Raw genomic sequence first — 21,310 nt, 5'->3', positions numbered from 1 at the left:
CCCGATCAAACGAAGCTACCGGAATGCAATGGCCGTAATTTCTCCATATACGCTCGTATCCTCGACGTTCGGCCAGTATTTGACGTGCAGCGTGGCGGACTCAATCTCTTCCTCGCCGAGGTCAATCAAAATTGACCCGGCTATTAATGGTGAGGCTATTGTCGGCTGACGAGTGGCGTTGCCGTCGATTTGGTGCCCAGGGCGCTTGGGAGTGACTGACAGTTTCGCGATTGCTTTAGAATTGTGCTGCTCCGCGACTACTATTTGCGCAGGCGTGTGCCGCTTTAACGCTAGGTACATCGCGTAGCCTGATTGCTCCGACGTCCACCTTGGTAGTTCGACGCTATAGTCAAGCGTTGTTCCCCACGTGATGCCCGAAGCGCCCATCGGGGCTAGCGACGATCGGGGGCGGAAATTAAATTCAAAATCTATTATTAGCCCTATTAGAGCTGCATTCAGAGCCCCAATAGCAGTGTCTTTATCCGCATTGGCAGCACCTGACTTTTCGATAGCTATTTCTTCGCTAGCGTGTGGGGGAATATTAATAATGGTTTTAGCCGCGTTCCACCAGATGGATGGGATTTCGTCATGATTCCCAAAATAACACCGGCGAGTCCATTGCTCGATAGAGGTTGACTGGTTGCGCCTTGCGCATGCAGATGCGGTGTAGGCAAGCAGGCCAAAAGCAATAGCCCATCCAAGGGGGCCCAGAAGTGATGACGCCCCAGATAGAGCAACGTACGCCCCTGCGAAGCCTGAAAGTATGGATAGACCACTGGCAGCTAAATAACGGTTGCGTGAGTCGGCATCTCCCGATCTATGCGTACGCGAGGCCGCAAACCCAAATTGCACTCCCTCAACCACTCCCGACAGCGCACTCGTCACCCCTCCAAATCGAATCAGTCCTTTCCCCAGCGTCAGCGCGTTCACCGCACGCGCTTCTGCGATACCTGCTTTCTGCAACGCTTGCGCCACGCTTCGGATGCCCACGCCGGTCGCCTCTATCCCAACGCCCATTACTCCGACCGCGCTCGCAGCTACGCCCGCGACGGCTTCCGGATACTGCGCGCCCATCACCCGGTCCAGGTCCTGCAAACTTCGGGTCAGCCCGTCTTGCTGAAAGAACAATGCCCCCATAGACAGCACCAACTCCAGGTTGGCGAATCCGCGCATGCCTACCAAAGCGGTGTGCGCTAGCAGCTTCGCATCCAAGGCGGTCGTCTTTAGCTGTCCCGCAATCGCAATAGCGCCGGGCTCCAAGCTACCCACGGCCACCTCCAGGCTGCGCCAACTGCCGTCTAGGGCGTTGGCTGTAGCGTTGGACACTACGCTCAGTTTTTCTTTCAGCCCTGCAGCCGTATCCGCAATCCAGAAAGTGGCTTTGAATATCTGGTTCTGAGCCGGGCCGGGCAGGGTGAGCATGCCGCTGAAAATCAGCGCGCGGGCCTGCTTGCCGGTTTCACGTACCGCCTCGTCGAACCCTTGGCGCATTTGCTTGGTCAGCAAATCCTGATATTCACCAAGCGTCAGTTCGATTTCCACGCGCAAAAGCTGGACGCGTTCGCACAGCAGCAGGGCGGCTTGATGTACGGTGGCGGCTACGGGTACAAGCTGCTCTTGCACCCGCGCTTCCATCGCCAACATCGCGTTGGTCATCGCGCCTTGCAACTGGCCAACGGCTTCCTTGACGGTGCTGCGTAGGAAAATCTCGCCTTCCTGAGACATCATCAGATCTTTGATCGCGGCATACAGCTTGCCCGAATCATTCGCCTGAAACCCTTCCGTAAAAGTCGGACGCAGTCCCGCGAGCAGGCTTGCGTTCTTCGCCAGCAGCGCCTTGTACAAGATGCTGTTCGGATCCTCCAGCAACGCCTTCCACAGCTTCTGCGTGGGACCCAGTTCACCGCCGGTGTCTGGCGGTGTTTCGCTGGGGCCGCCGTCCAGGCACGCCGCCACCATCTTGGTATAGCCTGCCGCCGAATAGGAATCGTCCGCCGAGTAGTCGTGTTGCGCAATCCGCTGCCAGGCGTCAGACAACAGCCATGCTGCATAGCGCTTGCCCACAACGTCGATCAACCCCTGTCGACGTTGCCATTCTTTGTCATGCGCGTCTTGAAACTGTTTGCGGCGCGGCTCGCTATAGCGTTGTTCCAGGCGCTTGTGATAATCCGCCGTGATGCGCTTGGCGGCTTTCTCCGTTTCACGCGGTACATCCACCGGCGGTAAGTACGCGCGCATGCCCAACACCGGGTGGTCATTATGTTGTTTGCGGTATTCGATTTCTTTCTTGACTTCTTCCACCGCTTGCGCTTGCGCCCAAGTCTTTTCCAGTTCTTTGATCTGCACCAACGCCGCCGAGGTGAACAGCAGATATTGCCGTTCAGCATTGCTGGCCCATGCCAGGCGTTCTTGAATCAGAATATGGCGTTGTTGATTGAATTCCAGCACCGCGCCGACGGGGTCGGGTAAGGCCAATACCGGTACGCCTTGGGGCAAGCTTTGCGTTTTCCTGGCGCTGTCGACGTACTCATTCAGTGGCACGATGCGATGGGTGCGCAGTTGAACGGCGTGTCGGCTACCGAAGTCGTGACCGTCGTAGCGGTATTCCCATACGTGGTCGGTCAGGAATCCGTCCGCATAGTTGAGGCCATGCAACAGCGTGTTGGGCGTGTCGCGTAGCGTCGCCAAATCGACTTTCAGAAACCGGGTTGAAGGCGCCCGCTGTGCTTTGTAGGCGTGCAGTACCTGCTCGGGCCATCGGTCTTGCGAGAACGCGATCCACGCTTCCTTGTAGACCTTGGTGTCCAGATGAATAAACGAAGCGCGCACGTCATGCCCGACCGCCGTGCAGGCTTTGGACAGCGGCTTGGCCGTGCCCTTGGGCATACGGTAGGGATCGTACTGACGCAGATAACCATCCGCGCTGACTTGGTACGCATGCCAGATTTCTTGATCCAGCAGCACATACACATAGCCTTGACGCAGCACGCGGTACTTGCCCGATTGGATATCGATGCCAGGGCGGTCTTGATCGGGGTTGAACGGAGACGACGGCGGCAAGGGCGCTTCGCGCAGCAGCATGATGGGCATGCCGCCCCGTTCGCAGGTCCGGCATGCGCCGGCCGGCACCGCAGAGGCTTCTTGCAGCGCCACGCGGATCTGATTGGTAAAGGTATCCATGAATCAGCTCCGAGTGCGGGTCAAGGTGGCGAGTACGTCGTGCCATTCGGCACGGTCCAGCGCGCCGAATGCATCCTCCAAGGACGTTTTGCCGGCGGCGGCTTCCTGTATGCGCTGCTGAATACGCGGATGGGCTTCCAGATGCGGATTGACGGTCAAATGCTGCAGGGCAAATGTCATACGGTCGTGCGCGCCACGCAAACCAAGCGCATAGCTGCGCCGCAAGTGCGCCAACACCTTGGCCGCGGCGTGGATGCCGGGGCCAGGCGTCTCGCTTAGCAACGGCGCCAGTGCGTGCAGGTCAGCGCGCATGGGCTGTGTGGTCAATTGCTGCCAAGCGGAGAGAACACTGCCCACCATCGGCGCCAGATACTGTGCGGAGATTTCTGCGACACCTAACGATGGCGCGTGCGCATTGCCGTTGCCGCTAAGGTGCAGCAAGCGCCCGCCGCTGCTGGGCACGATCCATTGGCTGATCGGCCACAGCCATGGCCCGATGCTGTCGCGCAGGCTGACGGCCAACAGTTCCAGACGCAAGGGCTCAAAGAACGGCACGACACGTTGCGCGTTCTGCTCGGCAACCAGACAGCGTTGCGCCAGGTGTTCCGCCACCACCGTCAGCGGCGACGGGCTGCTTAGCCAACCGCAAATCAGGCGTTTACCGCCGATGGGCTCGGCCAGCGCCACGTTCACCGTCATGCGCAGATAGTCCTCGTCCAAGGTCTGCCCGGCATTCGCCAGGGTGATCAGCCTTGGGCAGGCGGAGAGGTCATGCGTCAGGTCCGCGCGCAACACAGGTTCGACGGCATCGGTCGCAAACCGTGCCAGCAAATTGTCGGGATGCAAGGCGTGATCTTCGTCGAAATCGGCCAGCGGATCGACCAAGAGATAGAAGCCTTGGTCGGCGATTCTGGACCGGGAAAGCAGGGCCGCGTAGGTGGTCATGGCGGCGTTCTTCGGTCAGCGATCAAGCGGCGGCAAAGCATAGGTTGCTTCATGGCGGTTATTGGCGGTGTCCTGGTGGCAAAGCGCAGCCGAAGGGGCTGGGTGCTTTCTCTAAAAAGAAGCGCTACCAGGGCTAATGCAATATCCGTGCCACGTGCGGTCGCCGGGAAAATATCCCTTTGCGATCAATGGCTTGTGTTTTTGTGGCGTGGCGTGTCGACGCGCGCACCGCGTCAAACGCCTAAAAAAACCGTGTTTTTACGAAGAATTGGGCCAGATTTGACCCGATAAAAAATATCCGCTGCGTTATCAACGGCTTAGGGCGAGTCATATTTGGCCCGATCAGGTCAAATCTGGCCCACTAGGTCAGCGGCGCGGTAATCACCGCAATAATCGACGCGGTGATCAGCGCAGCAATCCGCGTACTAAGCGCTTTAGTCAGCGGCACGCCAAGACTTGCGCCGCGACGTCTTAGGCTTGGGCGCCACGCCCATGCGCGGGTCTCGGTCCAAGGCCAGCGCCACCAGCACGGCCGCATGGGACTCAAACGCTTCGTCGGTCTGCGGCAGGTACAGCCACTTACCCAACTCTGGATGCTCCAGCAGCCCGGGCACGTCCGCCATCAACGCCGCATGGTGCTCGCGCGATGTACACACCATGACCCCGGTCCAGGGCGGTTCACGGTCAGCAACCACCAAGTACAGCGACTCATCCAGATACGCCGCATCGCAGCCGAACATCTTGCGGCGCTGGTAGGCGGCGTCGCTTTCCATGGGCTCCAGAATCCATAACAGGGAATTCACGCGGGCAGGGGAGCGCTTGCGAGGCGGCGCGAAGAGGTCGGACGAGGGGGATAACGATTTACTCATGTCGGCAAGTTTAGGCGGACAGGGCGCTATCGTTCACCTGGAATTTTTCATTTAGACTTTCGCGGTTTGCCCACGAATCGCAAACCGTTAACCCCGGAATTTGCAAACGCATCCCCCATGTCTGAACATCACCAATTCATTTGCCCGCGCGATTTTCACCTGCCGCCACCCGATTGGCAGGCCCTGGAAGCGCAACTGCTGAAAGGCGGATACGTGCTTGAGCCACGCGGCCGGCAAGTGCCGTATCGCGCCATCATCAACCTGGGGTTTGGCGTGGCCGGCCTGAACGAAGGCTCATATCAAAACCCGGAACCCGTGGGTACACCGGGCGACTTGCTTGCGCGCTATGTGCAGGCCGGTCATCTGCCCGCCGACCTGCCGATTCGGCATGACGCAACCATCGAAGAAACGCTGAGCCTGCTGGCGCAGCATGGCATTACGCCTGACCCGCTATACGACGATTACGAAAACAGCGACTGGCACAGCCCCCAATACTGCCTTGGCCCAGCCGCGCGCCCCTACCTAAGCGCCGAGGTTCGAGAGGACTATGACGCAGACCCCAGGAATTTTCCGCTGATGCTGCTGGCGTTCAACGGCCATAACCCCAACGTGGCCGTCGGAGAAAACCTGTCCGAGCCGTGCCTGCCCGGTTCCGACGAACCCTTGGAATCGCTACCGCCATTTGAATCGCACGTGGATTTCATCGGCGCGGCGTATGAGGACCCGGCCGCGCAATGGCATAGCGAGGCAAATGGTTGTGCCTACCGCATCCTGGAACTGGACTGGCGCTATAGCCTGGCAATGGGATTTCGGATGGTGCGCATGGAATGGCTGGATGAAGCGAGCGCGCGCGGCATCGCCAAGCTGATTGGCGAACTGACCGGGCAGGCGATGGTGTGTAGCCATCGGCATTTGTGATGGCGGGTGGGGCGCATCGCTGCGGCCATTGGGGCGTTCAATAGCCGAGATAACTGGCAAGAAGTTTGTACGTGTAACGTGCTGAACGGGGAAATTGACGGGACGGCAGTTGCGATGTCGGTGAAGTCGGGCCGTGAGGCTAAAAGTAGGACTCTTTCACGGTGTTTATGGGCGGTTATTGCGGGTGTTTTTGGGTGTCGACGGTCTATGATGGATGGTTCGTATCGAACAGCAATTTGACCTTTTGATGTGGCCCAGAGGCAAAATCTATGATTCCTGCATGGAACCTTCAAGGCGTTCTTCCGCCGGTGCGCCCGGGTGCTCATGGGCACGATCCTGATCGTTCGCCATATAAATCGTCCCTTCATTCGCTGATCGACGCGATGGGGATATCGCGCGCTCGATTGAACATTCTTGATGGGCTTCTGAAGTTCCGCGCCGAGATTCACAGAATTGGAATCGACACGGGATTTCAATGGCTGAACGGCAGCTTTTCTGAACACGTCGAGGTTGTTGAAGCAAGAGACCCGCGTGACGTTGATGTTGTGACGTTTTTGGATCTTCCGAATGGGCTGGACCAAGAGGCACTAGTGGCTAGGAATCCACGTCTTTTCGATCAAGCGTATGTGAAAGACACCTATCACGTGGATGCCTATTGGGAAGTTCTGGGCCGCCCGCTGCAAGCCGAATCGGTTCAATCAGTATCCTATTGGTACAGCATGTGGTCCCATAGAAGAGACGGCATGTGGAAGGGCTTTGTTCAAGTGGAATTGGACCCGTCCGAAGATGTCGTTGCTGTTCAGGTGCTAGCTCAAGCCAAGAGCGAGCTTGGAGTCGAGCCATGACTAATCGTGATGAATTCCTCACCTCCGAAATCCGAGAGTTGGAACGAATGTTGGAGGATATTCCTGCGTCAGCGGCGATCCAACGTATCTCGATTCAAAATCGTTTGAAGACGGTTCGTGCTGCGCTCAAGAGCGAGCTAGCCTCCCCACAACCTTCACGCGTGAAGCTTACTTTTCGAGGACGTCCCACGATCGGGAGCCATGGAATTGCGGCGGACTTTGGGGGAAAGGCAACCACCGCGTTTGCCGATGCCTTTGCAGCTGTAGTGGCCGGGCTCAACGAAAATCTTCAATTGATGGGGCCCATTCCTGACCGCGATAAAAATCAACTTTTGATCACTGGCACCGCGGTAGGTTCGTTCGGATTCGAATTCGAACTTCCCGCCGGGGGTCTGTTTCCCGAGCACGAGAAAACAGAGGATGCACTGCAGAAGATGCAGTCGTTGCTAGAGGCCTCGGCGACCGGCAGTGATGATGATGTGGCGGAGTTTGTTGATGCGATTCATCCTCGTGCAGTAAAGAAAATCTCTGAGTTTCTCTCGGTCTTGTTTCAGTACCACGCGTGGTGTGGGCTGGAATTTAAAGGCAGGATATTCAGGTATGAGGGCTTCGACCAGTTGACACACTCCGCCAGTCGGCTGGGCGAAGAAAACATACAGGAGGCGTCCGAATCCTTTGCGGGTGAGTTTGTGGGCATTCTTCCCAACTCGAGAACGTTCGAATTTCAGACCGAGGATGGGCTGATCAAAGGCAGGATAGGCGCTTCAATTGCAGATCCCGACGTGATTCTCAGAGACTGGCTCAAGCGCAGCGTACAAATAACGTTAGCGGTTGTGCAAGTAGGCCAAGGGCGTCCTCGCTTCACGCTGAACGCCCTTCCCAAGTAACGCGGTACGGCTACGGCGCTGGCTTACCCTTGTTGCAGCATTGCTCCATGAGCGCCTTATCTGCCGCCTCGGACACCTCGACCCACTCCTGATCTGGCGGCGCACCTGGCACATAACTATCGTGCCAGTTCCACCAGGTGTACGCCGGCGTCTGCGGATACCCTTCAGGCGAATCCTCCCAAGCTTCCTGCCGGCCCAACGGCGTGATGTCCAGGTAATTCCACGTCCCGCCCATCTGCTCGTCGCCACGGTTATTCAAAAAGTACGTGCGGAAAATGCGGTCGCCATCGCGAAAGAACACGTTCGTCCCGTGCCATTCGTCCACGCCAAAATCCGCGTCGAAGCTGTCAGTGATCGTGAACCACGGCATCGTCCAGCCCATGCTGGCCTTCAGGCGGGCGATGTCGGCTTGCGGGGCGCGTGAGACAAAGACCAGCGTGGTGTCGCGGGCATTCAAGTGGGCCAGATGCGCCACTTGATCGGCCACCATGGAACAGCCTCGGCATGCGTGCTCGGGCCAGCCGTACACGCCGGGTTCGAAGAAGGCGCGATAGATGATGAGCTGGCGGCGCTTGTCGAACAGGTCGCGCAGCGTCAGCTTGCCGTTCGGGCCGTCGAACGTGTAGTCCTTGTCGACAGGCGTCCAGGGCATGCGGCGGCGCTCGGCGGCCAGGGCGTCGCGGGCGCGGGTTTGGGCTTTTTCTTTCAGCAGGAGTTGCTGTCGGGCGGCTTCCCATTCGTCGGCGGAGACGACGGGGGGCGTCTGCATGCGGCCCGTGGGTTCAGTGGCAGCGGTCATGGCGGTGTTACCTCCGGTGGTGATTCCTTCTTGGCTAGGATGAACGGCGGGATGCATGACAGCCCGCCGTGTAAGGGTGCTTACGAATAGTGTTGCACCGCGTGCCGAGAGCCGGGAGTAACAAACGTGGCGTTATTTCCGTGGCATAAGCCGCCACGGCCGCGCGTCTAGCGTCTAGCGAAACCCGTCAAACCTGTGCGAATCGCGCCGCCAACTGATCGCAATGCCGTACCAAGATCGCCGCGTCCACGCCCACTGCCGTAAACAAGCTCCCGGCCTCGATATACCGCCGCGCCAAGGTCTCATCCCCCGTCAACACCCCCGGCGCCTTGCCCGCCGCGCGTATGCGCTTGATGGCGCTTTCCACTTCGGCCACCACCTTTGGATGCTGCGGCTCGCCCGGATAGCCCAGGCTGGCGGCCAGATCCGCGGGGCCTAGAAACACCCCGTCGACCCCATCCACCGCAATCATGGCGTCCAGATTCTCCAGCGCCTCGCCAGTCTCTGCCTGCACCAGCAAACACAGTTCCTCTTCGCACCGGCGCATATAGTCCGGCACGCGTCCATACCGCGTCGCGCGCATGGTCCCGCTTACGCCCCGCACACCACGCGGCGCATAGCGCATGCCGGCCACCGCGCTTTGCGCCTCGTCCGCGTTCTGCACATACGGCAGCAGCAAGGTCTGCGCGCCGATATCCAGATACTGCTTGATCTGCACCTTGTCATTCCAAGACGGGCGCACTACCGGATGGCTCTTATACGCGCCAGCCGCCTGCAACTGCGCCATTACAGTCGGCAGCACCACGGGCGTGTGCTCGGTATCCAGCAGCAGCCAATCAAAGCCGCTGGCCGCTACCAGTTCCGTGCTGTTCGCAGCCCCAAGCGTCACCCACAGCCCGGTTTGATGACGCTGTTCGCGCAGCGCGCGTTTAAACGTATTGATGGGAAGTTCCATGCGCGCCGCCTTATGAGAAATGCACCGAGATGCTGCCCAGCTTGCGGTAATCGGCATGCAACGTGTCGCCGCGTTTCACCGCGACCGTGCGCGTGAAGGACCCCGCCAGCACAATATGCCCGGCTTCCAGCCCGGCGTCGTGCTGCGCAAGCTTGTTTGCCAGCCACGCAATACCCAACGCCGGATGCCCAAGCACGGCAGCCGACACGCCGGATTCCTCGATCACGCCATTTTTAAGAAGCAGGGCGCCAACCCAGCGCAGATCAATATCCATCGGCCGCACCGGCCGGCCGCCCAGCACGATGCCGGCGCAGGCCGCGTTATCGGCAATGTTGTCCACGATGCGGCGCGGATACTTGCTGCGCCCGTCAATCAGTTCCAGCGCGGGCACCACGTAATCGGTGGCATCCAGCACATCGAACAGGCTTACGTCCGGGCCGCGCAAGGGCTTGCCCAGCACGAAAGCCAGCTCCACTTCCACGCGCGGCACGATCAGCTGGTCGGTGGGAATGGTCTGCCCATCCTGATAGAACATCGTGTCCAGCAAATGGCCGTAGTCCGGCTCGTCGATGCCCACGGTGCTTTGCATGGCCTTGGACGTCAGGCCGATCTTGTGGCCGCGCAGTTTGGCGCCGTCGGCAATCTTTTGGTCGATATTGCGTTGCTGGATGGCATACGCATCGGCAATCTCAATATCGGGAAACGCTTGATCAAGCTGCGTGGTGGGCACGCCGCTGCGCTCGGCTTCAAGCAGCAGGCTGGCCGCGCGGGCGCGGTCTTCGTCGTTAAGCATGGAAGGCTCCTGATCAGTGCGCGGCGACTTCGGCGGCCACGGGGTTCGACAACACGCCAATGCCGGCCACTTCCACTTCAACCACATCGCCCGGCTTCAAGAAGCGCGGCGGCGTGAAGCGCACGCCTGCGCCAATCGGCGTGCCGGTGGAGATGACGTCGCCGGGTTGCAGCGTGGTCCAGATGGAGATGTAGCGGATCAGTTCCGCGAACGGAAACATCAGGTTGTCGGTAGCGTCTTGCTGGCGCAGCTCGCCGTTCACGCGCGTGGTCACCGTTAACGGTGCGGCGGGATCGAATTCGTCGGCCGTTACCATCCACGGCCCCATGGACCCGCTGGCGTCAAAGTTCTTGCCCTGCGTGACGTTGAACTTGCCGTGCTTGATCCAGTCGCGCACCGTGCCTTCGTTCAGGCAGGTCAGGCCCGCGATGTGGCTCCAGGCGTCTTCGGCCGCAATGCGGCGGCCGGCCTTGCCGATGATGATGGCGATCTCGCCTTCGTAATCCAGTTGTTCGGATTCCGGTGGGCGCAGCAAGGGTTCGCCATGGCCCACGAACGAACCCGGAAAGCGCGGGAACACGCTGGGGTAGGCAGGCGGCGCGCTGCCGTCTTTATATTCCTCGTTGCGCTTGCCGTAGTTCACGCCGACGCAGATGATTTTTTCTGGCGAGGGGATTGGCGGCAACAGCCGCACTTCGTTAAGTTTGTGCGTGGCGGGAATCGAGTCCGCCAATTTGGCCAGCGCGGGCAGGGCATCGGCTTCCAGCGCAGCGCGCAGGCTGTCATAACCATGGCCATGTCCATCCAAGGCCACGATCTGGTCCTGGCCGCGCAGCGCGCCAAAGTGCGTGCGGCCTTCATGCGTATAAGTCAGCAGTTTCATTCGTCGAATCCAAACAAGCGGGCGGGGTTGTCCACCAGGATTTTCTTAAGCTTCGCGGCGTCGCCTGCATAGCGCGCCAACTGGTCCACCAACTGGCCCTCGTCGGGCGTGGGCTTGGTGGAGACGGGGTGTGGCCAGTCGCTGCCCCACACTACGCGGTCGGGGTTGGCGGCGATCAGCGCTTGCGCAAGCGGCGTCACGTCGTCCCAAGGCGGGCCGCTGCGTGAGATTTTTTCCGTCAACGACAACATCACCCAGAAGTTGCCGCGACTTAGCAACGACTCCAACAACTGCCGAGTCGGATCTGCCGCGCCCGCAGTGGGATCGGCACGCCCCATGTGATCCAGCAGCACCGGAATATCCAGCCGTTCAAACTGCGCCGCCTGCGCCATCATGCCGTCGGGCTCCGGCTGAAACTTGGCGTACCAACCCAGTTCACGAATGCGCGCAATGGCGCGGTCAAACACGGCAGGCGCCATGCTGATGCCCAAGCCCTGACGCGTGAACCGCGCGCCGCGCACGCCCGCATCGTGCAGCTTCTGAATGTAGGCGTCATCACGCTCGGCCAGCACCACCGCATTCGCGCAACCGCGATACGACGGGCCGGCGGCGGCCAGGCCGTCCAGCACCACCTGATGATCCGCGCCATAGGTCGTGGCCTGCACGATCACGCCGCGTTCGATGCCCAGCAGGCGATGCAGGCCCAGCGCGGTCTCGATGGTGGCGCTGGGCATCTCGTACGCCGCGCCGGGGCGCACGGGGTAACGGTCAGCGGGGCCGAACACATGAAACTGGCTGTCGCAGGCCTTAGGCGGCAGGCGAGTGGCAGGCGCAGTGGGGCGGGGATTGAAGGGTTGGTACTGCGAGGGGGAATGTTGCGGCGCTTGCTTCTGCGACGCTGGATTCTGCACGGCTTGATTCTGCAAACTTTGGCTGTGAGTCATTTGGCCTTGAGTCATCGTCTGTCTCCCTTACCCGATCACGGCCACAAAATCGCATTCGATCAGCTTGTCGCCATCCAGATCGGCCTGCATCGTGTGGCGCGCCGGGCGGTTCTCCGCATCCGGAAACGCTTGCAGCCACACCGCATTCAGCGCCGCGCGCTGGCTGCGGTCGCGCATCCACACCGTCATCTTGGCGATGTGATCCAGCGTGCCGCCGCCCGCTTCCACAATGCGCCGCACGTGGTCGAACATCAGCTCGCACTGGCGTTCCAGCGACGCGCCGTACGCGCCCGTGGCGGGGTCGGTGCCTTGGATGCTGCCCGAATACAGCATGGGCCCAATCCGGCACGCGGCCGGAATGGGATTCTTGTGGCTGAAGCCTTCGGCGTAGATGCTGCGTCTGCTCATGGCGGGTTCCGTTTGCAAAAGAAGAGGGTGGGGCGGCACCGCGGCCATGACCAAGCAAGGCCGCGATGCGTTTCGTTTTCAGGGCGTGGCTACTGGCGGGTCAGGCCAGGCTGCGGTCCGGCGGCGGTGGTCTGGCCTTAGTTCGCCGTGATGCCCGCCCGCTTGATGATCGGCGTCCAGCGCGCGTCTTCCGCCGCCAGATAGCGCGTGAATTCCTCGGGCGTACTGCCGCGCGCCTCGGCGCCCAGGTCATCAAATCGCTTGATAATCGTCGGCTGCGCCAGAATCTTGGTCAGCGCCTCGCTCAACTGTTTCAGCACATCCGGCGGCGTGCCCTTCGGCGCAAGCAGCCCGGTAAACGTGGCCGCCTCCATGCCCTGCACACCCGCTTCCGCAAACGTCGGCACGTCCGGCATCGACGGCACGCGCTTGGCCGTCGTCACCGCCAACGCGCGCAAGCGGCCTTCCTTCACATACGGCAGCGCCACCGAAATCTGATCAAAATTGAAATCCACCTGCCCGCCCAGCAGATCGGTTGTGGCCGGCGCGTTGCCCTTGTACTGCGCCGTCGTCCAACGCGCGCCCGTCAACGACTGCAACAGCTCGCTGACCAGATGATTCGTGGTCCCCGCACCCGGAGACGCCATGTTCAGCTTGCCCGGCTCTTTCTTCGCCAGCGCCAGCAATTCAGCCAGCGTCTTCGCCGGCACGCTTGGCTTCACCTGCAACACCAGCGGCGTGTACGACACCGAACTGATCGGCGCAAAGTCCCGGTCCCACTTGTAGGCATCCCGCTTGAAGATCAGCGGCGAGAACAGCAGCGGCCCGTTCGCCGCCATGAACAAGGTGTAGCCATCCGGCTCGGACCGCGCCGCCTGCTCACCGGCAATCATCCCGCCCGCACCCGGCTTGTTCTCGACAATAAACGGCTGCCCAAACGCCGCCTGCAAGCCCGGCGCAATCATCCGCGCCGCCACGTCCACATTGCCGCCCGGCGGATAGGGCACCACGATCTTCACGGGCTTCTCGGGCCACGCGGCGTGCGCCATGGAAGTCAGAACGGTTAGCGCCACCGTGGCGCAGGCGCGAAGGGTATTGCGATGCATGGTTTGTCTCCTGGTCGTGTCATCACGTTTTGTTTGTTGTGTTTGACGACACTCTAGAAATTCCCGCGCCGCTGAACAATCCGAATTTCAAGAAAAGTTCCGGATGTTGGACTCTTTTGGCAGGTTGCTTTGCGAGCGGCTTCTGGCATGACCGCGTTTCGCCGCAGAATTACCCTGGGCGCCTATTGCGCGCGCAGTTTTATTCATTGTTGAATGTTCAATATCCGGACTACGGAGCCAGACCCATCATGCACTTTCCCGCCAGCGACCTGAACCCCGAACAAACCTACCGCCTGATGAGCGGCATCGTCGTGCCACGGCCCATCGCCTGGATCAGCAGCGTCAACGCCCACGGCGGCGTCAACCTGGCGCCGTTCAGCTGCTACACCTTCGTCTCAAACAAACCCCCCATGATCGGCGTGAACATCGGCCGCAAAGCCGGCAAACGCAAAGACACCGCCGAAAACATCCTGGCCAACCGCCACTTCGTCGTCAACGTCGGCGACGAAACCCTGCTTGATCCCCTGCACGACAGCGCCCAAGAACACCCGCCCGAAATCAGTGAAGTCGACGTGCTGGGCTTAAGCGTGCTTCCCGGCGCCGTTATCGACACCCCCAGACTTGCCGCCGCGCCCATCAGCCTGGAATGCCGCTTTCATAGCGTCACCCCGTTTGGCGACACCGGCGCGGAGTTCTTCGTGGGCGAAGTGGTGATGTTCCATATTCGCGATGGCCTGCTGCAAGACGGCAAGATCGATACGGCATTACTACGCCCCATCTGCCGCATCGGCGGGCCGAACTATGCATCGCTAGGCCCCATCGTCACCAAACGGGGTATTCAGCAGACTCCGAAATCCATTATCAAACCGGAGGCCACGTGAGCGAATCAGAAGATAAAAGCGCATCCGGCGCGCAGACGGTACGCAGAGCCTTGGCGCTGCTGCGCCTGATTGCCTGCGGACAAGAGCGGGGAGTAAGGCTGGTGGATCTGGAACGCATGTCCGGTTTGAATCGGCCGACTGTGCATCGCTTGCTGAAGACGCTGGTGCAAGAGGGCGCGGTTGAACAGGATTCAGAAACTCGACGGTACTTGATCGGGCAAGAGATCAGTTTGCTGGGGCTGGCCAGGACGCGGCGCTTTCCGCTGCTGACGCTGGCGGACCCGTATATGAGCGAACTGGCCGATCAGGTGGGGGATACGGTGTTTTTGAGTATTCGACATGGGCACGATTCGATTTGTATTGGGCGGAGGACCGGCAGGCATCCGATACAGGTGCTGTCGATTGAGGTGGGGGTTAGACGGCCGTTGGGCGTCGGCGTGTCGGGCGTGGCGTTGTTGGCGAGTTTGGGGAGGGAGGAGAGTGTGGAGTTGGTGCGGGGGAACGCGGCCAGGCTGGAGGTGATGGGGGAGCGGGTGGAGGATGTGATTGCGCGGGTTGAGGTGGCAAGAAGGGAGGGGATTGCGCATGCGGCTATGGGGTTGATGCCGGGGACTAGCGCGGTGGCGGTGCCTGTGTTGACGGAGGGCGGGGTGGCGCTGGGGGCGATTACCGTGACGGCGATGGCGGAGAGGTTGGGGGTGGGGAGATTTGGGATGGTGGTGGAGAGGATGAAGGCGGCGGCGGGGGGGATTGCGGGGAGGTGGGGGAGGGTGGAGGGGAGGTGAGAGGAAAGATTGGCGGGTATTGGGGCCCTCGCGCAGGGACATTCACATTAAGAAAGAGCGAGCGCAATCAACAGATCGATATCTGCTCCTGTATGGCCGTCGGGACTGTCAGAAATTTTGTGTTCTAGGCGTTGTTCTGACGTTGCATCATTTACTCGCTGGCCCACTGGGCGTTGGTACGGATGCGGGTAAATCGCTCCTCGTAGAGGATGGCGAACTGGTGCATCGCGTCGGTCCAATGGTGTGTGGCCGTGCCCCATTTGACGGTAATGTTTCGCAGCGCCAACCAGAGCAGCTTAATCGCCGCGTCGTCGGTGGGGAAGTGGCCGCGCGTTTTGATGATCTTGCGTAGCTGCGCATTCACGCTCTCTATCGCGTTCGTCGTGTAGATCACACGTCGGATCGCGGGTGGAAACACGAAGAAGGGGATGACCTGTTCCCAGGCGTCTTTCCAGGCCTTGACGATCATTGGGTACTTCAAGCCCCAAGCGCCTTTGGCAAACTCATCAAGGGCCTGTTGCGCGGCCTGGGCGTTAACGGCAGCGTAGATCGGGCGCAGCGCCGTGGCGATCGCGCGGCGGTCCTTCCAGCCGGCGTAGGCCAGGCTATTGCGGATCAGATGCACGATGCACGTTTGTAGCGTGGTGGCTGGGAACACGACCTCTAGCGCCTGGGGCATCCCTTTCAGACCATCGGTCACTGCGATCAGGATGTCCTGCACCCCTCGGGTCTTGAGGTCGTTGAACACCCGCATCCAGAACTTTGCGCCCTCGGTGGTCTCGACCCACAGGCCGAGAATCTCGCGCGTGCCATCGGGCAGCACACCCAAGGCCAGATAAACCGCCTTGTTCTGCACCAAGCCTTCGTCGCGGATCTTGACCCGCAACGCGTCGAAGAACACCACGGGGAACATGGGTTCCAGAGGGCGGTTCTGCCACGCCTGTACTTCATCCATGACCTCATCGGTCACTGAGCTGATGAACTCCGGCGACACGTCAGTGCCATATTGCTCGTCCAGGAACGCTCGGATCTCGCGCACGCTCATGCCACGGGCGTACATCGCGATGATCTTGTCATCAAAACCGGTAAACCGGCGTGCGTGCTTGGGAATCAGGATTGGGGCAAAACTGCCATCCCGATCCCGCGGGATATCCAGCTTGAGCGGGCCGTCGTCGGTCAGCACGGTCTTGCTGCTCTTGCCGTTGCGCTGGTTGGTGGTGTCCTCCGGGCGCTCGCCGCCTGCGGGATAACCCAGGTGTCGGCCCAGTTCAGCGCCCAGAGCACGCTCGATCAGCGCCTTCTTCAGCAACATGAACGTGTCCTGGACCGCCTCGGCTGTCATCGGCCCCGTTACAAGTTCATCGAGCAACTGCTCGGCACTGGCCGGTAGCGCAGACGTGCTGGACTGCCTCGTGGACTTCGGGTTGCGTGCCATGGTCGGTCTCCTTGAAAACCATCATAGGCCTGCACACAAAAATCCTGACAGTCCCTGGCCGTCTGCATGGAGCTTTAGATCTGCCATAGATCAAAGTTAGTAACTAAGGTAACATTTGGAATCTTTGGCCGACCTTGGCCCCTGAAGTCTTGCTTCAGGGCAACGCGATCAGCATCGATTCGTTAAGCCAAGTTGTCACTGCGGTTTGCTTGTGCATCAGCTTTGGCAAGGTCGGCGGCATCACACCGCAAGAGCAGCCCAAGCACGGGACAGCACAATCCGCATCATCGGTCGGGACTCGGAGTTACGCACATAAGCGCTTTCCGAGATAGAGAGTTTCTATCCTGCAACCTTAGAACGAGATGTTGATGTTCCGTACCCGAAACGCGGCCCAGTTGTCCCCACCCTGGACGCTTGCACGACCTGGAGATCCTCCGCTGAGGCGGGGTGGCGTCCAGCATCGACGATTTCTGGGGCAACTTAGACTTGGATGAGGCCATCCCAGACGCTACACAGCAGCCACAACTGAAGCGAATCTGCCTACCAGTGGGAGCATCTGCAGTCAGACGCCATCATTCCTTTAGGCATCTAGTGTCAGAGTGAACGAAGCGCAGATATGTGCTGCGACCAGTCATCCCTGTCGGCGCTACCGACCCAGTAGCGGCGAGGTTTGAAGACTTGCTGAAGAAGTCCGAAGAACAATTGCTAGCACTTGCATATACCCGGGGGCCTCCGATATTGCGCAACTTTATTGCGTCGAATACGTGAGTCTGCCGGAACCGGATGGTGCCGTTTGATTACGCCTCAGGGCATATCGGTCGACATAATAAAGTTACTTCGTCAAGCCTCCGGGTGGTGGAGCCCTCCCTTTATTTAAATGAAATTAAATATCACGATGGCAATATTTGCTCTAAGTGTTTTCTGTCGTGACTCGTGCCGAACTAGTCGACGAGCTGGTTCGGATCATTTAACTATTGAGTAGATAATAATGGCAAAAAGGCAAATTTTTTATAGCTTTCACTTCGCTAACGACGTGATGCGCGTACAGCAGATTCGAAACATGGGAGTCGTTGAAGGTAACACGCCAGTTTCTCCCAATAATTGGGAGGAAGTGAAAAAAAAGGGCGATGGTGCCATCAAAACTTGGATTGATGACAATATGAAAGGCAAGTCGTGCATTATCGTTTTGATAGGCACGGATACGCACAGAAGACCTTGGGTCAACTACGAAATCAAGAAGGCATGGGAAGACGGGAAGGGTATTCTGGGCATCTATGTCCACAATCTTAACTGCCCGAATAACGGAAAATGTGCTAAAGGTACGAATCCGTTTGACAGTATTACGTTCAAGCGCGGCGATACTGTGATTGTGCCAAAGGTGTACGACCCGAAGGTAAGTGATGCCTATAAGGACATCTCCAACAATCTATCTATCTGGGTTGAGGCCGCAATCGCCCAATAGTCGCTTGCCGAGTATCGGTATTGACATGTCCCTGTACTCCATAGCGACGCACTGGTGAAGAAGTTACATAGCCAACCGGGAAGTAGACCTGCGGAGCACGCTCTGGGCATGCATGGTGCTGCCTGGAATGCGCCGCGCTCAGACATACTCGCTAAGCTGCGAGGTATAGATATCTAGAGTGGAAATATGGCACGAAAAATATTCGTCACGTACAAGTATGCGGATGAGCTAGTCAATTCGCTCGAAGTCGAGAACACAACCGCACGCACTTATGTGGATGAGCTTCAGAAAATGCTGGAGGGCAAGGAGCATATTAATAAGGGGGAGAAGGACGACGCTGATCTCAGTGCTTTCAAAGACGATACGATTCAGACCATATTAGGCGAAAAAATCTTCGATAGCTCCCTCACTATCATTATGATTTCCAAGGGTATGCTAGATCCGATGATTCCGGAGGCTGACCAGTGGATACCATGGGAAATATCGTATTCCCTGAGGAAGAAGAGCCGTGGCGGCAAATCATCTCGACCAAATGCGCTCTTGGCAATTACCTTGCCTGATGAAGCAGGTCTCTATGACTACTACATTATTGATGCGTCATGTCCGCATTGTAAAAGCCGCACGCTGAGAACAAGCAAGCTATTCAAAATTATGAAGGACAACATGTTCAACATCAAACAGCCAGAATATACGGAATGCACTCATCATAACTCTGGGTCTAGAGTTTATTCAGGAAGTTCATCGTATATTTATTCGGTAAAATGGTCTGATTTTGTGATAAATCCTGAGCGCTATATTGATCTGGCAATCGGTATTGGTGAAAATATCGATTCCTACAATATAACAAAGCAACTTCCATAAAGCTAAAGCGGAACGCTCAGCATAATGTTCTCGAAATATCTGGTTCGGTAGCAAGATGCCGATTAGGATATCGCATAGCTCAATAGTATTAGCGTAACTTTCGCTACATAGGGAATAGACGAATGATCGTAGTTCTGCATAATGAGGCATGCGGGAATATCGCCAATTGCATCCAAACTGACTTGCTCGAGACATTCCAAGACCACATATCTGTAGCGCTTGCGTTAGACTCCATACCCTACGTTTGGCCAAGCGACGTGAATTGGGATGATCTATTAATCGTACTTTACGATGAGCACCCTTTTCCAAACGAAGCGAATACGTTTATTGAAGAATTCTTGCGTAGTCGACCCGATACAGCGATGATTCTGCCTGTCGCTATCAATAAAGATTTCCCAGTACCACCCGGCGCTGCCAAAGATTACAAAGCGCTGGCTTTCGACGGCAACTCGTTAGGGGCTAACGGTCGACTAATACATCGCGCCGGCGCTATGCTGGGGCTTCGTCTACAAGGCCGCAATACAAAGGTCTTCATATCATACCGAGCTGTAGACGGTAAACAGATTGCTTCGCAAATTTATGACTACCTCTACACCCTGGGATATAAACCGTGGCTTGATGAGGCTAAGGATCTGGACGGTGCCACCCAGATATTGCCGGGCAATCTCGTTCAAAAAGAAATTGAAAATGCCCTATCCGAGGCGAGTTTGGTCCTTCTGGTCGATACGCCAGAGTCCTACAAGTCGAAGTGGATAAAGGAAGAAATCAACACTGCTGACAGTATGTTGATTCCGGTCCTTCCGGTGGTTTTTAGATCGCAAGGAGATGGGAAGAAAGGGCCACGATTCCGCGCATTATTGAGTCTACAGCGCTGGATCGACATGACCTTCTTAGATGTGCCCACACAAAAAAATTTGTCCGATGCTGAATTGGAAAAAATTACTGTTGAGATCGAAACCTATCTCTGCGACATCTTCGTCAGAAAATGTCGCGTTCCCTTCCTCGTCGAAAGATCTTTTAAGGCGGCCGGGTACGATTGGGAAGCATTGGATCGCGCATTGCTTATGTTCAGGTCGCACCAAGAGTTCAGTCCTCGATTAAAAAGGACGATCCACAGTCATTGCTCCATTTTTGATCAGATTTATGATCCCGCCCGTGCACGCTTTAAGAGCTTCCTGCAAACACAACCGCGCGCCAATCACTCTCTCTTCGTTTATGACGGCGATCTTTGGCCCGAGGACGAGTTTAGAGACTACCTCGATGATGACATGATCGTTCTCCACCACCAGGAGCTATCCGCGCTCTTGGCTTCACACTTCACGAAACTGGGTGGCGCATGAGCGAAATCGGCCTGAATAACGGAAAAATTGACGTGCGTCTGGAAGGCTTGGAAGTTGGGCTCTCCGGCGCCATACCAGAACGCGAAAACTGGACTGAACGAGCAATGGATCGAGGTATTCTCGAGTTCGTAGCGCTCTTCAGTGGGTTGATTTTCAAGTACGGCGGTAGAGTTGTTCATGGTAGTCATCCGAGTTTTACGCCCATTATCTTGAGGCAAGCGCGGTTGCATTCAACTCGGACTGATAGGCCGCCGGTGACGTTAGTGATGTCTGACCTCTGGTTCGACTATTACTCAGCAGACGAGATCCAAGCTATGACTGACGTGGCCCAACTTATCTTGACGAAAAAGATTGGTGATGGCACAGATGCTCACAGACAAACCAGGAATGACAGTTTGTCCGTGATGCGCAAGGTTCTCGTTGCGGCTCAAAACGTGATGGTCTCAGTCGGCGGAAAGATGCACGATAGAGACGGCGCCAATCCAGGAGTGGCCGAAGAGATGGCGCTCGCGGAAAAGCGGAAAATTCCTCGATATCTAATAGGTGGACTCGGTGGTTACTCGCAACAATTGGCTGCAGAGCTAACGCCGGCATCGCTGAACAATGAGCTGTCAATAGCGGAAAACGTAGAGCTTTTTGGTTCCGATGACGTTGCCTCTTGCGTCAACATCATCTTTGAGAGTTTATGTCGGCACTACTGGTCGAAAACCGCTGTCCAGTGGTCACCCGTATCGCTCTTAAATTTTGAAAAATTTATCCTTAAAATTGTTCCGCAGAAGATGAAAGAAACTCCTTAAAAGGGGCGGGGCTAGGGTTGCGCCAAAACTCCGATATTCGTCGCGCCGAAAAAATCGCGATTTTTGGCTGGATTGAGGCCGCTGACGGATTCGACGGTGGATAGCCCCCGCGTGCGCAGACGTCTGCATGAAGGGTGCCGCGGAGCACCACTCAGCGAATGAGTTGATTTTATTTGCCGCTTCCGGTCGAATAGAAGCGGTTCTAATTCAAACCAGG

The 21,310-nt window shown here is 57.9% G+C and carries 20 protein-coding genes; 9 read left to right on the top strand and 11 right to left on the bottom strand.

Going from position 1 to position 21,310, the window contains the following annotated elements:
* Positions 1 to 15: 15 nt before the first annotated feature.
* The 3 genes from ELS24_RS17615 to ELS24_RS17605 form a co-directional block, all read right to left on the bottom strand.
* A complete protein-coding gene (locus ELS24_RS17615) occupies positions 16 to 3,180 on the bottom strand; it encodes a T6SS effector BTH_I2691 family protein (RefSeq protein WP_127184880.1) in 3,165 nt (1,054 codons plus the stop codon).
* Positions 3,181 to 3,183: 3 nt separating this feature from the next.
* The gene (locus ELS24_RS17610) at positions 3,184 to 4,125 is read right to left on the bottom strand and encodes a DUF4123 domain-containing protein (protein WP_127184879.1); all 942 of its coding nucleotides are present in this window, start codon (positions 4,123 to 4,125) and stop codon (positions 3,184 to 3,186) included.
* A 434-nt stretch (positions 4,126 to 4,559) separates the two neighbouring features.
* Entirely contained in the window at positions 4,560 to 4,994 is a 435-nt protein-coding gene (locus ELS24_RS17605) for a hypothetical protein (RefSeq protein WP_164741262.1), read from the bottom strand.
* 117 nt (positions 4,995 to 5,111) lie between these two features.
* Here ELS24_RS17605 and ELS24_RS17600 point away from each other — a divergent pair, with 117 nt between their 5' ends.
* The 3 genes from ELS24_RS17600 (at position 5,112) to ELS24_RS17590 (ending at position 7,644) form a co-directional block, all read left to right on the top strand.
* Positions 5,112 to 5,912 (top strand): hypothetical protein, encoded by an 801-nt coding sequence (locus ELS24_RS17600; protein ID WP_127184878.1) that lies wholly within the window; start codon positions 5,112 to 5,114, stop codon positions 5,910 to 5,912.
* A 269-nt stretch (positions 5,913 to 6,181) separates the two neighbouring features.
* The gene (locus tag ELS24_RS17595) at positions 6,182 to 6,757 is read left to right on the top strand and encodes a DUF6932 family protein (protein WP_127184877.1); all 576 of its coding nucleotides are present in this window, start codon (positions 6,182 to 6,184) and stop codon (positions 6,755 to 6,757) included.
* Positions 6,754 to 7,644 carry a hypothetical protein gene (locus tag ELS24_RS17590; RefSeq protein ID WP_050449538.1) on the top strand — a complete coding sequence of 297 codons (891 nt, stop codon included), beginning with the start codon at positions 6,754 to 6,756 and terminating at the stop codon, positions 7,642 to 7,644. The genes ELS24_RS17595 and ELS24_RS17590 overlap by 4 nt, the downstream gene beginning before the upstream one ends.
* Before the next feature lie 10 nt (positions 7,645 to 7,654).
* Here ELS24_RS17590 and ELS24_RS17585 read toward each other — a convergent pair whose 3' ends face one another.
* The 7 genes from ELS24_RS17585 to ELS24_RS17555 form a co-directional block, all read right to left on the bottom strand.
* Positions 7,655 to 8,443, bottom strand: a complete 789-nt coding sequence (locus ELS24_RS17585) for a DUF899 domain-containing protein (RefSeq protein ID WP_127184876.1) — start codon at positions 8,441 to 8,443, stop codon at positions 7,655 to 7,657.
* Between the two features lie 187 nt (positions 8,444 to 8,630).
* On the bottom strand, positions 8,631 to 9,398 hold the full coding sequence (locus tag ELS24_RS17580; RefSeq protein WP_127184875.1) for an aldolase/citrate lyase family protein: 768 nt from the start codon (positions 9,396 to 9,398) through the stop codon (positions 8,631 to 8,633).
* 10 nt (positions 9,399 to 9,408) lie between these two features.
* Positions 9,409 to 10,191, bottom strand: a complete 783-nt coding sequence (gene hpaH, locus ELS24_RS17575) for a 2-oxo-hept-4-ene-1,7-dioate hydratase (RefSeq protein WP_127184874.1) — start codon at positions 10,189 to 10,191, stop codon at positions 9,409 to 9,411.
* Between the two features lie 13 nt (positions 10,192 to 10,204).
* On the bottom strand, positions 10,205 to 11,074 hold the full coding sequence (locus tag ELS24_RS17570) for a fumarylacetoacetate hydrolase family protein (protein WP_127184873.1): 870 nt from the start codon (positions 11,072 to 11,074) through the stop codon (positions 10,205 to 10,207).
* Positions 11,071 to 12,033 (bottom strand): amidohydrolase family protein, encoded by a 963-nt coding sequence (locus ELS24_RS17565; protein WP_240669328.1) that lies wholly within the window; start codon positions 12,031 to 12,033, stop codon positions 11,071 to 11,073. Before ELS24_RS17565 ends, ELS24_RS17570 begins: the two co-directional genes overlap by 4 nt.
* 12 nt (positions 12,034 to 12,045) lie before the next feature.
* Positions 12,046 to 12,426, bottom strand: coding sequence for a RidA family protein (locus tag ELS24_RS17560; RefSeq protein ID WP_127184872.1), 381 nt, complete (start codon positions 12,424 to 12,426; stop codon positions 12,046 to 12,048).
* Between the two features lie 137 nt (positions 12,427 to 12,563).
* Entirely contained in the window at positions 12,564 to 13,532 is a 969-nt protein-coding gene (locus ELS24_RS17555; RefSeq protein WP_127184871.1) for a Bug family tripartite tricarboxylate transporter substrate binding protein, read from the bottom strand.
* A gap of 248 nt (positions 13,533 to 13,780) precedes the next feature.
* Here ELS24_RS17555 and ELS24_RS17550 point away from each other — a divergent pair, with 248 nt between their 5' ends.
* Both ELS24_RS17550 and ELS24_RS17545 read left to right on the top strand, forming a co-directional pair.
* Positions 13,781 to 14,413: a flavin reductase family protein gene (locus tag ELS24_RS17550; protein ID WP_046807937.1), complete on the top strand. Its 633-nt coding sequence runs from the start codon at positions 13,781 to 13,783 to the stop codon at positions 14,411 to 14,413.
* On the top strand, positions 14,410 to 15,198 hold the full coding sequence (locus ELS24_RS17545) for an IclR family transcriptional regulator (RefSeq protein WP_127184870.1): 789 nt from the start codon (positions 14,410 to 14,412) through the stop codon (positions 15,196 to 15,198). The genes ELS24_RS17550 and ELS24_RS17545 overlap by 4 nt, the downstream gene beginning before the upstream one ends.
* Before the next feature lie 151 nt (positions 15,199 to 15,349).
* On the opposite strand, the gene ELS24_RS17540 is transcribed toward ELS24_RS17545, so the two are convergent.
* Complete coding sequence (locus tag ELS24_RS17540) at positions 15,350 to 16,633, bottom strand: IS256 family transposase (protein WP_050448696.1); 1,284 nt, start codon at positions 16,631 to 16,633, stop codon at positions 15,350 to 15,352.
* Between the two features lie 988 nt (positions 16,634 to 17,621).
* Between ELS24_RS17540 and ELS24_RS17535 the strand changes: the two genes are divergently transcribed.
* From ELS24_RS17535 to ELS24_RS17520, 4 genes are all read left to right on the top strand, one after another.
* A complete protein-coding gene (locus ELS24_RS17535; RefSeq protein ID WP_127184869.1) occupies positions 17,622 to 18,095 on the top strand; it encodes a TIR domain-containing protein in 474 nt (157 codons plus the stop codon).
* Between the two features lie 186 nt (positions 18,096 to 18,281).
* Complete coding sequence (locus ELS24_RS17530; RefSeq protein ID WP_127184868.1) at positions 18,282 to 18,956, top strand: TIR domain-containing protein; 675 nt, start codon at positions 18,282 to 18,284, stop codon at positions 18,954 to 18,956.
* 122 nt (positions 18,957 to 19,078) lie between these two features.
* The gene (locus ELS24_RS17525) at positions 19,079 to 20,296 is read left to right on the top strand and encodes a toll/interleukin-1 receptor domain-containing protein (RefSeq protein ID WP_127184867.1); all 1,218 of its coding nucleotides are present in this window, start codon (positions 19,079 to 19,081) and stop codon (positions 20,294 to 20,296) included.
* On the top strand, positions 20,293 to 21,093 hold the full coding sequence (locus ELS24_RS17520; RefSeq protein WP_127184866.1) for a hypothetical protein: 801 nt from the start codon (positions 20,293 to 20,295) through the stop codon (positions 21,091 to 21,093). Before ELS24_RS17525 ends, ELS24_RS17520 begins: the two co-directional genes overlap by 4 nt.
* The last annotated feature ends 217 nt before the right edge of the window (positions 21,094 to 21,310 follow it).

It is taken from the genome of Achromobacter spanius (assembly GCF_003994415.1).
GTDB lineage: Bacteria > Pseudomonadota > Gammaproteobacteria > Burkholderiales > Burkholderiaceae_B > Achromobacter > Achromobacter spanius_C.
Note: the sequence above shows the minus strand (reverse complement) of the source record. Positions and strands in the feature narration are given on the sequence as shown.